Annotated in this window: 11 protein-coding genes; 8 read left to right on the top strand and 3 right to left on the bottom strand. The window is 72.7% G+C overall.

All coding sequences use genetic code 11. From position 1 onward, the window contains the following. The first annotated feature begins 4 nt into the window (after window positions 1-4). The 4 genes from Dvina_RS18335 to Dvina_RS18350 are packed head-to-tail and all read left to right on the top strand — an operon-like array spanning window position 5 to window position 2,972. Entirely contained in the window at window positions 5-988 is a 984-nt protein-coding gene (locus Dvina_RS18335) for an amino acid ABC transporter permease (protein WP_223103683.1), read from the top strand. Then, a complete protein-coding gene (locus Dvina_RS18340; protein ID WP_223103684.1) occupies window positions 988-1,749 on the top strand; it encodes an amino acid ABC transporter ATP-binding protein in 762 nt (253 codons plus the stop codon). The genes Dvina_RS18335 and Dvina_RS18340 overlap by 1 nt, the downstream gene beginning before the upstream one ends. Window positions 1,750-1,766: 17 nt before the next feature. Next, window positions 1,767-2,762, top strand: coding sequence for a transporter substrate-binding domain-containing protein (locus tag Dvina_RS18345; protein ID WP_223103685.1), 996 nt, complete (start codon window positions 1,767-1,769; stop codon window positions 2,760-2,762). 45 nt (window positions 2,763-2,807) lie between these two features. Continuing rightward, a complete protein-coding gene (locus Dvina_RS18350; protein ID WP_223103686.1) occupies window positions 2,808-2,972 on the top strand; it encodes a hypothetical protein in 165 nt (54 codons plus the stop codon). Window positions 2,973-2,978: 6 nt separating this feature from the next. Here the strand turns inward: Dvina_RS18350 and Dvina_RS18355 are convergent, their stop codons facing one another. Both Dvina_RS18355 and Dvina_RS18360 read right to left on the bottom strand, forming a co-directional pair. Next, window positions 2,979-3,905: an LLM class flavin-dependent oxidoreductase gene (locus tag Dvina_RS18355; RefSeq protein ID WP_223103687.1), complete on the bottom strand. Its 927-nt coding sequence runs from the start codon at window positions 3,903-3,905 to the stop codon at window positions 2,979-2,981. Further along, a complete protein-coding gene (locus Dvina_RS18360; RefSeq protein WP_223103688.1) occupies window positions 3,902-4,642 on the bottom strand; it encodes a glutathione S-transferase C-terminal domain-containing protein in 741 nt (246 codons plus the stop codon). Before Dvina_RS18360 ends, Dvina_RS18355 begins: the two co-directional genes overlap by 4 nt. A 175-nt stretch (window positions 4,643-4,817) precedes the next feature. Here Dvina_RS18360 and Dvina_RS18365 point away from each other — a divergent pair, with 175 nt between their 5' ends. Next, a complete protein-coding gene (locus Dvina_RS18365; protein ID WP_223103689.1) occupies window positions 4,818-7,364 on the top strand; it encodes an FAD/NAD(P)-binding protein in 2,547 nt (848 codons plus the stop codon). A gap of 84 nt (window positions 7,365-7,448) precedes the next feature. After that, window positions 7,449-8,093 (top strand): nitroreductase family protein, encoded by a 645-nt coding sequence (locus tag Dvina_RS18370; RefSeq protein ID WP_223103690.1) that lies wholly within the window; start codon window positions 7,449-7,451, stop codon window positions 8,091-8,093. A gap of 41 nt (window positions 8,094-8,134) precedes the next feature. Here the strand turns inward: Dvina_RS18370 and Dvina_RS18375 are convergent, their stop codons facing one another. Further along, window positions 8,135-9,790: an ABC transporter family substrate-binding protein gene (locus Dvina_RS18375; protein ID WP_246656297.1), complete on the bottom strand. Its 1,656-nt coding sequence runs from the start codon at window positions 9,788-9,790 to the stop codon at window positions 8,135-8,137. Window positions 9,791-9,871: 81 nt separating this feature from the next. Here Dvina_RS18375 and Dvina_RS18380 point away from each other — a divergent pair, with 81 nt between their 5' ends. Continuing rightward, window positions 9,872-10,876, top strand: coding sequence for an ABC transporter permease (locus tag Dvina_RS18380; protein ID WP_246656298.1), 1,005 nt, complete (start codon window positions 9,872-9,874; stop codon window positions 10,874-10,876). Beyond that, complete coding sequence (locus tag Dvina_RS18385) at window positions 10,869-13,583, top strand: dipeptide ABC transporter ATP-binding protein (protein WP_246656299.1); 2,715 nt, start codon at window positions 10,869-10,871, stop codon at window positions 13,581-13,583. The genes Dvina_RS18380 and Dvina_RS18385 overlap by 8 nt, the downstream gene beginning before the upstream one ends. Window positions 13,584-13,598: the final 15 nt, after the last annotated feature.

Consider the following 13,598-nt stretch of genomic DNA (forward strand, 5'->3'; position numbering starts at 1 on the left):
TCGCATGAGCGAGCCCGCAACCCTGCAAGCCCGACCGGCCCCACCGCCGCCGGCGTTCGACCCGCGCATCGCGCACCGCCCGGTGACCCCACGCCCACGCCCGCTGCGCTGGATCGTCAGCGCGATCGTGCTGGTCGTGCTGGCCCAGTTCGTGTCGGGCATCTTCACCAACAGCCGCTACGAGTGGTTCAAGTTCTGGCCGTACTTCACGCGCCAGTCGGTCCTCGACGGCGTCGTCGTGACCCTTGAGGTGGTCGGCCTCAGCGCCGTGTTCGGCCTCCTCGTGGGCGTGGTCGTCGCGCTCGGCCGGCTGTCGTCGAACCCGCTGATCGGCGGCCTGGCCTGGGCCTACGTGTGGTTCTTCCGGGCCCTGCCGCTGCCGTTGCTGCTCATCATCACCTTCAACTTCTCGTACTTCTATCCGCGGCTGGGTGTCGGCATCCCGTGGGGGCCGGTCTTCGCCGACGTACGCACCGCGAGCCTCACCCCGCTTGCCATCGGCGTCATCGCACTGAGCCTCAACGAGGCCGCCTACGCCGCCGAGGTCATCCGCGGCGGCATCCTGGCCGTCGAGCCCGGCCAGATCGAGGCCGCCGACGCGCTCGGCCTGTCCCGGGCGCGGCAACTGCGCCGGGTCATCCTGCCGCAGGCGCTGCGCTCGATCGTGCCGGCCTACGGCAACCAGCTCATCGGCCTGATCAAGGCCAGCTCCCTGGTGTACTACGTCTCGCTGCTCGACGTGTTCGGCGCGGTGTTCGTGCTCGAGTCGCGCCACCCCGAGTCGCTTGTGCCGATCCTCATCGTCGGCGCCGCCTGGTATCTGCTGCTGACCGCGGTGCTGTCGATCCTGCAGTTCTACGTCGAGCGCTTCTACGCCCGGGGCAGCAGCCGTGCGCTGCCGCCGACGCCGGTGCAGCGGCTGCGACGCCTCACCGTCGACTCGTGGGGCCGTCTCGCCGGCGTCCGGCTGACCCGGAGGGGCTACTGATGAGCGCCGCACTGGAGATCCGCAATGTGCACAAGTCGTTCGGCCCGCGTGAAGTGCTCAAGGGCGTCGACCTGACGATCGGCTCCGGCGGCGTCGTGGCCGTCCTCGGACCGTCCGGCTCGGGCAAGTCGACGCTGCTGCGCGCCATCAACCACCTCGAGAGTCCGGACCTGGGCTACGTCGCCCTGCACGGTGAGCTCATCGGCGTCGAGGTCCGCGGCGAGCGCCTGCACGAGCTGCCGCCGCGAGCGGTGCGCCGGCAGCGGACCCGCATCGGGTTCGTCGCGCAGAGCTTCAACCTCTTCGCCAACCTCACCGCGCGGGACAACGTCGCCGAGCCGCTCGTCGCGCACCGGCGACTCGACCGGGCCGCCGCCCGCGAGCGGGCCGTCGAGCTGCTGGCCAAGGTCGGCCTCGGCGACCGCGGCGACGCCTACCCGCGCCACCTCTCCGGCGGTCAGCAGCAGCGGGTCGCCATCGCCCGGGCCTTGGCCCTCGAGCCCGACCTGGTGCTCTTCGACGAACCGACCTCCGCCCTGGACCCGGAGCTCGTCGGCGAGGTCCTCTCGGTCATCCGGCAGCTCGCCGACAGCGGCGCCACGATGGTCATCGTCACCCATGAGATCGGCTTCGCCCGCGAGGTCGCCGACGACGTCGTGTTCATCGACGGCGGCGTGATCGTCGAGCAGGGGCCGCCGTCGCAGGTGCTCGACAACCCCCGACAGACCCGCACCCGCGAGTTCCTCGCCCGGGTGCTGTGATAACGCAAGGAGATTCCATGAGACGACGACCTCTTGCGACCGCGGCACTGGCCGTCGCGCTGCTCGGCGGGCTCGCCGCCTGCGGCGACGACGACCAGGCCAAGGCCGACACCGCCCCGGCCGGCACCGTGACCATCGGCGCCCAAGCCGGCGGCATCGCCAAGCCGACCGAGCTCAAGGTCGACAAGCAGCAGGCCATCGCCGACCTCGTGCCGGAGGCGATCAAGAGCGACGGCAAGCTCACCATCGGCCTCGGTGCGCTGCCGACCGGCTTCCCGCCGCTGGCCTTCGTCGGCGACGACGACAAGACCTTCACCGGCGCCGAGCCCGACCTCGGCCGCCTCGTCGCCGCCGTGCTGGGCCTCAAGCCGGAGTTCAACAACGACACCTGGGACAACCTGTTCGTCGGCCTCGACTCGGGCAAGAACGAGGTCGGCTTCAGCAACATCACCGACACCGAGCAGCGCAAGGAGAAGTACGACTTCGCCTCCTATCGCCAGGACAACCTCGGCTTCGCCGTGAAGGCCGGCAACTCCTGGAACTTCGACAAGAACTACCAGAATCTGGCCGGGCTGAAGGTGGCCGTCGGCGCGGGCACCAACCAGGAGAAGATCCTCGTCGCCTGGCAGGAAAAGCTCAAGGCCGAGGGCAAGACCCTGGACATCAAGTACTTCGCCGACACGCCCAGCACCTTCAAGGCCATCGTCTCGGGCCAGATCGACGGGTACTTCGGGCCGAACCCCGGCATCGCGTACCAGATCAGCAAGACGAAGGGCACCGCCGACGAGGTCCGCAACGCCGGCGTCTACTCCGGCGCGGGTGCGAGCATGCAGGGCCTGATCGCGGCGACCACCAAGAAGGACAACGGCTTGGTCAAGGCGCTCGCGGCGGCGATCGACTACCTGATCCGGACCGGTCAGTACAAGCAGTGGCTGGCCGCCTACAACCTCGACACCGAGGCCGTGGACCGCTCGGCCGTCAACCCGCCCGGCCTGCCCAAGTCCAACGCCTGACCCGCACGATGACGAACGGCCCGGTGCTCTGCACCGGGCCGTTGTGTGTGCGGGGTTCAGGCGGCGCGCGGCAAGCGGCTGCCCGAGCTGCGGTGGAAGACCCGCGGCGCGCTGCCGCGGCCGGTGCCGACCGACCCGGCCGGCGCCGGGGCCGCCGGGCCGCTGCACACGGTGGTGTCGTTCACGCCGGGAAGTGGGCGGCGAGCATGACCTGCCTCATGCCCCGGTCGTCGCGTAGCGGCTGGCCGGCCGGTCCAGGCCGAGGTGCCCGCGAAGTGTGGTGTGCGTGTACTCGTGCCGGAACGCCCCGCGCTCGCGCAGGATCGGCAGCAGCTCGTCGACGATCGCGGTGAGATCGACCGGTAGCTCGGCCGGGTGCAGCCGGAAGCCGTCGACGCCGGCGCGCTCGTCGAGCAGCCGGTCGGCGATCTCCAGCGGGGTCTCGGCGGCGAAGGAAACGGCGACGTCGGCGAAGACCTTCGCCCCGGTGCCGGCCGGACGGGGCGCGCCGGCCGGCACGAAGACCAGATCGGCCGCCACGGCCGGCCCGGAGGCGAGGGCGGCGACAAGCGGGCGGCCCTGCGGTGGCCGGGGCGTGGTCGACGGGCCGCGGACGCTGGAGTGCCGGCCCGTGAAGCCGATGTCGTGCCGCTTGTCCAAGTTGACGAATCGGCCGGTCGAGTCGTCGCGGATCGCCGTGTTGTCATCCCAGCTGTCCCACAGCCGCCGGACCGTCTCGACGTGGTCGGCGGCCACCTCCGGCGAGCCTGCGGTTGCGGCGAGCCAGCCGGCCCGGCCGTGGCTGAGGTAGTCCAGCGTGGCCAGCTGGGTCGAGATGTGGAACGGCTCGGTGGTCGCGACCCCGACGACCGGCACGAGGCCGATGCCCGTCGTCACCGGCGCGATGCGTGCGGCGATGAGCAGGGCCGCCAGCCGGCCCTGGACCCGGTCGGCGTGGCCGGTGACGGTGCCGCCGTCCGCGATCGTGACGAAGTCCAACCGGCCCCGCTCGGCCTCCCGCACGAGCGACAGCCAGTACGCCGGCGTGAACAGCGTGGACGGGCGGGCATCCGCTCGGCGCCAGACGTCCGGATCGGACACGGCGTCGTCCAGCGCGACGGCGAGATGCAGCTTGGCGCTCATACCGCGAACACCTCGGTGGTGGCGTGGAACGCGGGGATGGTGTAGAGGTGGCGCGCGTAGGCCTGCAGGTTCGGCCACCCCGCCAGGCCGCCGTGGCGGATGAGTGCCACGTAGAGCCGGATGTCGGCCTCCGTCACGGTCTCGCCGACCAGGTAGGCCCGGTCGGCCAGCCGCTCGTCGAATTCGGCCAGCCGGGGCGCGAGTGCCACGCCCGGGGCCAGCCAGCCGGTCAGGGCCTCGATCTCGTCGCGCAGCCGGTCCGGATAGGTTTCGACGACCGGGGTCGCCACGTCGCGGAAGCGGGTCGCGAAGTCGATGCCGATGGTGCGGTAGTCGTTACTCAGCACGGTGCGGGTCGCCCGGTCCCACAGCGTCGGCACCGAGATGTGACCGTCGAATCCGGGCTCGGTCTGCTCGTAGGCCTGGCGCAGCAGCGTGAAGCCGTTGACCGGGTCAGGGCCGTAGCGCTCGCGGAAGGCCCAGCCGCGACCGTCGCGAGCGTTGTCCACATAGGACACACTTACCGCGTCGTGCAGTCCGGCCAGCTCGAGGGCCAGGGTGGCGCGGTGGGACCACGGGCAGAACCAGCCCGCGTAGAGGTGGTAACGACCGGCGACGCCGTGCTCGATGCGCCCGGTGAACCGATACAGGGGATCGGGGTTGGGGATGCGGTATTCGCCGTACGCGTCGGTGTCGACGGGGCTGGCGAGCCGGCTGGAGCGCGGCAGAGTCGTCATGGGACCTCCGGACCTCAATGCCTCGTAATCCTACTTGCCAAATATGGTTTAAGCTAGGGGCCGTGACGCCGGCCCCGCTCGCCACCTGCGCAGGCGGACCGCCCACCTGGGCGGTCGAGACCGAGCCGATCACTGAGATCGTCTACTATCATGTCAGTCGGAAAAGTGGGGTTGCGTGAGCGAAGTCGATGTAGCCATCGTCGGCGGCGGTGCCGCGGGCGCGCTGACGCTTGCCCACCTCGCCCATCTGGCCGGGGGCCGGCTCCGGATCGCCCTCATCGACCACGGCCCGGGCGACTTCGGCAGCGGCACGGCCTACCGCACCAACGACCGCGCGCATCTGCTCAACGTCCGCGCCGCCGCGATGAGCGCCTGGCCCGACCGGCCCGGCCACTTCACCGACTGGCTGACCGCGCACGGTCACGACCAGGTGACCGGCGAGGACTTCGTGCCGCGGGCCGCGTTCGGCGCCTACCTCGCCGCCCTCACCCGCGAGGCGGCCGGCGCCGATCGGCCCGGTGGCGACGTGCGCCTGATCCAGGGCCGGGCCAACGGCGTGCACCGCGGCCCCGGCGGCTGGACGATCACCCTCGAGGGCACCGCCCCGGTCCACGCGGCCGAGGTCGTGCTGGCGATCGGCATCGAGCCGCCCGCGCAGGCCTGGGTGCCCCGCCGGCTGCGCGGCCGGCCCCGGTTCGTCGCCGATCCCTGGCGGCCGGGCGCGCTGGACGGCGTCGGGCCGGACGACCCGGTCCTCATCGTCGGCACCGGGCTCACCGCCGTCGACGTGGCCGTGACGCTGTCGGCCCGCACCCGGCGACCGATCACCGCCACGTCCCGTAACGGCCTGCTGCCCGCGGCGCACACGCGCGAGGTCCGCGCACCGATGCCGCTGGACGGCGCCGCAGTGCCGGCCGGCATCCGGGCGCTGCGCCACCTCGTGCACGACCGGGTCCGCGCGTCGATCGCGGCGACCGGTGACTGGCGGCCCGCCATCGACGGACTGCGGCCGCACACCCAGGCGATCTGGGCCGCGCTGCCGGAGGCCGACCGGCGCGAGTTCCTGCGGCGCGACCTGCGCCGCTGGGACAACGCCCGGCACCGCATGGCCCCCGCGGTCGCCGCCACGATCACCGGCCTGCGGTCCGAGGGCCGCCTGGTGATCGCCGCCGAGCACCCGTCCGTCGCCATCGCGATCGCCGAGCCCGGCAGCTGGATCGTCAACACCACCGGCCCCGACCCGGACCTGGCCGGCTCGACCAACCCGATCATCCAGCAGCTCTTCGCAGCTGGGCTCGTCACCGCGGGCCCGCTCGGGATGGGCTGGGCCACCACCGGTGACGGGCAGCTGCGCGACGCCTACGGCGAGCCGGTGCCGGGCCTGTGGACGCTCGGCAGCACCCGCCGCGGCCAGCTGCTGGAGACCACGGCCGTGCCCGAGATCCGGGCCCAGGCCGCGGCGCTGGCCGCGCGGCTGGCGGGTCGGCCGGCCGCTGCGGGCGGAGCGCGGAGCCCGCGGGTCCGCCGGGACCAGTACGGCCTGCCGGTCCTCGCCTCGGCCCGGGCCGCCGAGCACTTCGACGACGCGGTCCGCCGGGTCCTGCGGGTGCAGCAGGGCGCCGGCGCCGCGCTGGATGCGGCGACCGGCGAGGACCCGTCGTTCGCCCTCGCGCACGCTGTCCGCGCGCTGCTGGCCGTGGAGGGGGTCATCGACGGCGACGCCCCGGCCGCGCTGGCCGACGCCGAGCGAGCCGCGCGGGCGCGCACCGACGCCCGGACCGGGAGCCTGCTGCGTGCCGTGGCCGCCCGGGTCCGGGCGAACGATCCGGCCGGGCTGCTGCGGCACATCGACGACTTCCCACGCGACGCGCTGGTCGTCAACGCCTGCGTGCCGACGATCGCGTTCGGCGGGGCGACCCAGGTGCCGCAGCACGCGTGGGCGGTCGTCGAGCGGCTCGCCCCGGTCTACGGCGAGGACTGGTGGTACCTGGGGCTGCTGGCCTTCGTGCGGCAGGAGCAGCACCGCTGGCCGCAGAGCGCCGAGCTCGCCGAGCGGTCCCTCGCCGCCGACCCGGCCGGCGGCCACGCGGCTCACGCGCGCAGCCACGTGTACTACGAGACCGGCGAGCACCGCGCCGGCCTCGCCTGGCTGGACGGGTGGATCGACGGCCCAGGTGCCGCCGCGTTTCAGGGCGCGCACTTCTCGTGGCATGCGGCCCTGCACGAGCTGGCCCTCGAACGCTGGACCGACGTGTCCGCCCGGCTGCGCGGCCCGCTGTCGCCCCGCTCGGTCGGCGGCGTGCGGGCCCTGGTGGACTCCGCGTCGCTGCTCTGGCGCTGCCGTGTCCTCGGCGCCCCGCCCCAGCCGCTCGCGATCGACGAGGTGCTGGGCGTCGTGCCGAAAGAGCTGCTGGCCGAGCCGCAGACCGCGTTCATCGGCCTGCACGCCGCCCTCGCGCTGGCCGCCGCCGACGACCTCGGCGGCCTCGACGCGCTGGCCCGGCACGCCGCGACCCGCACCGAGCCGGCCTTCGACCTCGTCGCGGCGCTCGTGCGGGCGCTGCGTGCCTACCTGGCCGGCGACTACGACCGCACTGTCGAACTCATCTCCCGCCGGACCGGGGAGTGGGTCCGGCTCGGTGGCAGTGACGCCCAGCGGGAGGTCATCGACGACACCCTGCTGAGCGCCTTGCAGCGTTCGCAGCGGTCCCGCATCGGCTGAACCGGAGGCGGCCAGCGAGACGATGTCAGGGGCACTATAGTCAGCTGGTCCTTACCGATCATGCCGCCGGACCTGAAGGTTGCCATGCCGACGCTGCCACTGTCCCCCGATGAGCTCCTGACCACGACCCGATCCGTCCGTCGACGGCTGGACCTGTCGCGTCCTGTGCCGCTACAGCTGGTCCGGGAGTGCCTGGAGATCGCGCTCCAGGCGCCGTCGGGCTCCAACGCACAACAATGGCACTGGATCGTGGTGACCGATCCCGAGCAGCGCCGGGCGATCGGCGCCGTCTACCGGCGCGCGTTCACGGCCTACGCGCAGGCGGGTGGCACGAATCCGGACCGCTACGCCACGGATCCCGCCCGGCAAGCGGTACAGCGCCGGGTCGGGGCCAGCGCGGCCTGGCTGGGCGAGCACATGGGTGAGGTGCCGGTCCAGGTCATCGCCTGCCGCCGGGTGACCGCGCTGCCGGCGGGCAACCAGGCCGACATCTGGGGATCCCTGCTGCCGGCGGCCTGGAGCTACATGCTGGCCGCCCGGGCCCGCCGCCTCGGCACCGCGTGGACCACCCTCCACCTCGATCATGAGGCCGAGGTGGCACAGCTGCTCGGCATCCCGGCCGACGTCCGCCAGGGAGTGCTGATCCCTACGGCCTACTACACCGGCGAGACCTTCAAGCCGGCACCCCGCGAGCCGCTCGACAACGTCCTGCACATCGACCGCTGGTAGCGCACGGCGGCGCCCGTCCGGGTCGCCGCCGTGCGGGCGGGTCAGCCGATGAAGCCGACGTCCACGTACTGCCGTTCGCTGCGCAGCCCGAACGCGCCGAAGTTGGCCAGGTTCGGGCGCACGGCCGAGATCTGGGGCGTCTGGAACAGTGGCACGGAGTGGCCCGCCTTCCACAACAGCCCGTCGGCCTGGTTGAGCAGCTCCACGGCCTTGGCCCGGTCGGTCTCGGCGCCGGCCTGGTCGATCAGCTTGTCGATGTCGGGGCTGCCGACGCCGCCGTAGTTCTGCTCGCCGTTGCTGCGGTACACGGGGTAGAGCAGTGACGGGAAGACGTTGTCGACCTGGCGGAACGAGGCCAGGTCGAAGGCGCCGACGTTGACGTACTTGGCGAAGTAGTCGTTGGCCGGCACCTTGCGCAGCTCGACGGCGATGCCGGTCTGGGCCAGCTGGTTCTGCACCAGCTGGGGCAGGTCGGTACTGCCCTGGCTGTTGACGACGTAGCTGAGCTTCAGCGGGGCGCCGTCCTTGCTCCGCGCACCGTCGGCACCCGCCTTCCAGCCGGCCTCGTCGAGCAGGCGCTTGGCCCGGTCGAGGTCGAAACGGCCGTAGTCGCCGCTGTTGTCGCGGTAGCCGTCCTGGCTGGGCATGAAGAAGTGGCTGCCCAAGGTGTTGACCTTGAACGGTAGACCGGAGGACTGGGCCGCGGCCACGGCCCGGCGGTCGACGGCGTTCTGGATGGCCTGCCGGACCCGCTCGTCGCTCAGCGGGCCGTTGTGCCCGATCGTCAGCTGGGTCTCGTCCCAGCGGCCGCCGGTGCGGATGACGGTGTCCGGGGCGCCGGCGAGGCGCTGGTAGGCCTCGGCCTGGCGGCCGGGGGCCTGGTCGATCTCGTTGTTGAGGTACGCCTCGGTGATCGCGGTGCTGTCCAGCGCCCGGTACACGATCGAGTCGAGGATCGGCCGGGTGCCCCAGTACCGCTCGTTCGGCACGACCGTGATGGTCTGGCTGGTCTTGTCGGCCGTGCCGATCTTCCAGGGGCCGCCCCAGACGGGGATCTTCTCGATCCAGCCGGTGTTGAACTCCTCGGGCGTGTCCAGCGCGCTGCCCGGCAGCAGCGGGTCGAACAGCGACTGCCAGTCGGCGTAGCGGGTCTTGAACGTCACCTTGGCCGTGCGGTCGTCGGCGCCGCGCTCGACGCTCGCGATGGCGTCGTAGCCGGTGGTCCCGGAGACCTGGAACCGCGCGTCGCTGCCGTTGCGGGTCTTCCACTCGGTCTCGAAGTCCCGCCAGGTGATCGGCGCGCCGTCGGACCAGGTGGCCTTGGGGTTCAGCCGGTACGTCACGACCTGCGTCCCGGTCGAGGTGACGTCCGCCGAGACGAGGACGTCGGGGTTGAGCACCGGCACGCCGTTGTCGTCGGCGAAGAAGAGTTTCGGCTCGGTCAGGGTCATGATCGAGGAGGCGTCGCCCTGCAGGCCGTCGACCTGCCCGATGTTGTACTGCGTGATCCACTGCTGGATCGACAGTCGGAGCGTGCCGCCCTTGCGCAGGCTCTCCCGTGGCTTGGGGTTGATGTCGGCGCTGCCGGTTTTCGGCGCCGCGCCCTGATCCGCCGGTGTGCTGCCGCCGTCACAGCCGGCGACCAGCACGGACGCGGCCAGCAGCAGTCCCAGTGCCGGCGCCATGGAGCTCCGCATCGAACCCCGCCTCCTTAACCATATTTCGCAGATCGTCTATATATACATCTTCTGGTACGTTCATCGATACGATATCCGTCAATGGGAGGTTCTGTGGTCGCCTTCCTGGCCCGCCGCCTCGCCTACTACCTGGTGCTGCTGGTCACGGCGGCCGCCCTGTCGTACGGGCTGGCGGCGACCGCGCTGTCTCCCCGGGCCTACTTCCAGGCCCGACAGGTCCCGCCGCCGCCGGCCCAGATCGACCGGCAGCTGCGGGCCATCGGACTGGACCCGCAGGAGCCGGTCACGACCCGGTTCACCGGCTGGGCCGGTCGGGCCCTCCACGGCGATCTGGGGCTGAGCATCACCGGCTCGTCGGTCAACGCCGAGTTCGGCCGGCGGATCGGGGTGAGCCTGCGGCTGCTGCTGGTGGGCACGACGCTGGGCATCGCGGCCGGGATCGCGACTGGCGTGTGGGGCGCGGTGCGGCAGTACCGCCTCTCCGACCGGACTTTCACCGTCGTGGCGTTCCTGCTGCTGTCCACGCCCACGTTCCTCATCGCGCTGCTGCTGAAGATCGCCGCGCTGGCCGGCAACCGGGCCGCCGGGCGTCAGGTCATCGCGTTCACCGGGGAGTCGACCCCGGGCCTGACCGGCTCGATGCTGGACCATGTCGCCGACCGGGCCGGGCACCTGCTGCTGCCGACGCTGTCCATCGGGCTGGTGACCCTCGCCACGTACAGCCGCTACCAGCGCAACGTCATGCTCGACGTGCTCGGCGCCGACTACCTGCGCACCGCGACGGCCAAGGGCCTCTCTCGCCGCACGGTGCTGGTCAAGCACGGGCTGCGGACCGCCCTCATCCCGATGTCGACATTCTTCGCGTTCGGCTTCCTCGGCGTGCTCACCGGCGCCACGTTCACCGAGAAGATCTTCGGCTGGCACGGCATGGGGGAGTGGTTCATCGACTCGGTGAACAACAACGACGTCAACGCCGTCGTGGCGGTCAACCTCTTCGCCGCCGTCACCGTCCTGCTGGCCGGCCTGCTCGCCGACGTCCTGCACGCGCTGCTGGACCCGCGCGTCCGGCTGGGCCGCCGTGGCTGACCCGATCGTCGCCGAGGTCGCCGAGGTCGCCGAGGCCGCGCAGGCCACGCCGACCCGCCTGCGGGTGGTGGCCGGGCGGCTGCGCCGGGACCGCGCCGCGCTGGCCGGCCTGGCCGTCATCGCCGTGCTGTTCGCGCTCGCCTTCGCCGGGCCCAACCTGACCCGATGGTCCTACCGCGACATCGACTACACGGCCCTGCGCGCGGCCCCGTCGGCGGCGCACTGGTGGGGGACCAACGCCATCGGACAGGACGTCTTCGCCCAGGCCGTCCGCGGCCTGCAGAAGTCACTGCTGATCGGGCTGGCGGTGGCGGCCGTCGCCACCGCCCTGGCCGCGCTCGTCGGCGCGGTCGCCGGCTACGTCGGCGGCTGGACCGAGCGCGCCATCGTGCTCGTCGTCGACCTGCTGCTGGTTTTTCCGTCGTTCCTCGTCATCGCCATCGTATCGCCGCGGCTGCGCGCCGGCGGCTGGGTCGCGTTCGTCGGGCTACTGGCGGTCTTCGGCTGGATGATCTCGGCCCGGGTGGTGCGGGCGCTGGCCATCTCGCTCAAGCAGCTGCCCTATGTGCAGGCGGCCCGCTTCATGGGCGTGTCCGCGCCGCGGATCATCGTGCGGCACGTGCTGCCCGGCACCGCGTCCTTCCTCATCATCGACGCCACCCTGGCGGTCGGCGCGGCCGTGATGACCGAGACGTCGCTGTCCTACTTCGGCTTCGGCATCCAGCCGCCCGACGTCTCGCTGGGCACGCTCATCGCGGCCGGCACCGCCTCCGCCGTGACCTGGCCCTGGATGTTCTTCTTCCCGGCCGGGCTGCTGGTGCTCTTCGTGCTCGCCGTCAACCTCGTCGGCGACGGCCTGCGCGACGCCGTCGACCCGCGCTCCGGCCCCTCCCGCCCCCGCCGGCCGCGGCTGGTGCCGGCCGCCGCCGACGAGGCCGTGCTGGCGATCCGCGGACTGCGGGTGCGCTTCGGCGACGGCCCGGCCGTGGTCGACGGCGTCGACCTCACCGTCGGGCCCGGCCAGGTGCTCGGCATCGTCGGCGAGTCCGGTTCGGGCAAGTCCGTCACCGCCCTGGCCGCGCTCGGGCTGCTGCCGGCCGACGCCGAGGTCACCGGCAGCATCGTGCTCGACGGCACCCAGGTCGTCGGGGCCACCCCGCGGCAGCTGCGGCGGCTGCGCGGCAACGTCGCGGCCATCGTGTTCCAGGACTCGCTCGCGGCCCTCACCCCCGTCTACCGCATCGGCGACCAGTTGGCCGAGGCTGTTCGGGCGCACCGGAAGGTCTCCAGGGCCGATGCCGCTCGGCGCGCCGTCGAGCTGCTACGCCTGGTCGGCATACCCTCGCCGCAGCTGCGCGCCCGCGCCTTCCCCGACGAGCTGTCCGGCGGCATGCGCCAGCGGGTGATGATCGCGATGGCGATGGCCAACGACCCCGCCGTCATCATCGCCGACGAGCCCACCACCGCCCTCGACGTGACGGTGCAGGCCCAGGTGCTGCAGGTGCTGCAGAAGGCGCAGGCCGCGACCGGGGCCGCGCTCGTGCTGGTCAGCCACGACCTCGGCGTCGTGGCCGGGCTGGCGGACACCGTCGCCGTCATGCGCGACGGGCGCATCATCGAAACCGCGGAGACCCTGCAGCTGTACCGCGAGCCGCGCGCCGCCTACACCAGGCAGTTGCTGGCCGCGCAGCCGCGCCTGGACGTCTTCCGGCCGCCGAGGGCCGAGCCGGGGCCGCCCGTGGTGCGGGTCGACGGGCTGCGGCGTACGTTCCCGGTGTACGGCGGCCGGCTCGTGCGGCGCCGGACGGGCGCCATCCCCGCGGTCGACGGCGTGGAGCTCGCCGTGTATCCGGCCCGCACCCATGCGCTGGTGGGGGAGTCGGGCAGTGGCAAGACCACGACGCTGCTGGAGATCCTCAGTCTGCGCCGGCCGGAGGGCGGCGCCGTCGAGCTCTTCGGCCGGCCGGTCGACGAGCGACTCGACCGCGGCGCGGCCCGGCGCCGGATGCAGCTGGTGTTCCAGGACCCGTTCGCCAGCCTGGACCCGCGCCTGCCCGTCGGCGACATCCTCGCCGAGCCGCTCCAGGCCCAGGGCCGCGACCCGGCCGCGGTCGCCGCCCGGGTCGCCGAGGTGCTGCGGCTCGTCGGGCTCGACCCCGGCTCGGCCCGCCGCTTCCCGCACGAGTTCTCCGGCGGCCAGCGCCAGCGCATCGCGATCGCCCGGGCGGTCGCGGTCGAACCGGACCTGCTCGTGCTCGACGAGCCGGTGTCCTCGCTCGACGCCACCGTGCGCTCGGCCGTGCTGGACCTGCTGCTCAGGCTGCAGGAGCGGCTCGGCCTGGCGTACCTCATCGTCACCCACGACCTGGCCGTCGTGGCCCGCATCGCCGACACGGTCGGTGTCATGTACCGCGGCCGTACGGTCGAGACCGGCCCGTCCGCGGACGTGCTCGGCCGACCCCGTCACCCTTACACGCAGGCGCTGCTCTCGGCGGTGCCGGTGCCGGACCCGGCCGTGGAGCGCCACCGCGAGCGCATCCTGCTGACCGGCGACCCGCCGCCGGCCGACGAGCGCCCGACCGGCTGCCGCTTCCGTGGCCGCTGCCCGCTCTACGCGACGCTCGCGGCGGCTGATCAGGCGCTGTGCGAGCGTGACGACCCGCCCATGACCGGTGCGACCCATCGAGCCGCCTGCCACCACCGCTGAGCGACGCCCGTCGGC

The organism is Dactylosporangium vinaceum, from assembly GCF_019904175.1.
GTDB lineage: Bacteria > Actinomycetota > Actinomycetes > Mycobacteriales > Micromonosporaceae > Dactylosporangium > Dactylosporangium vinaceum.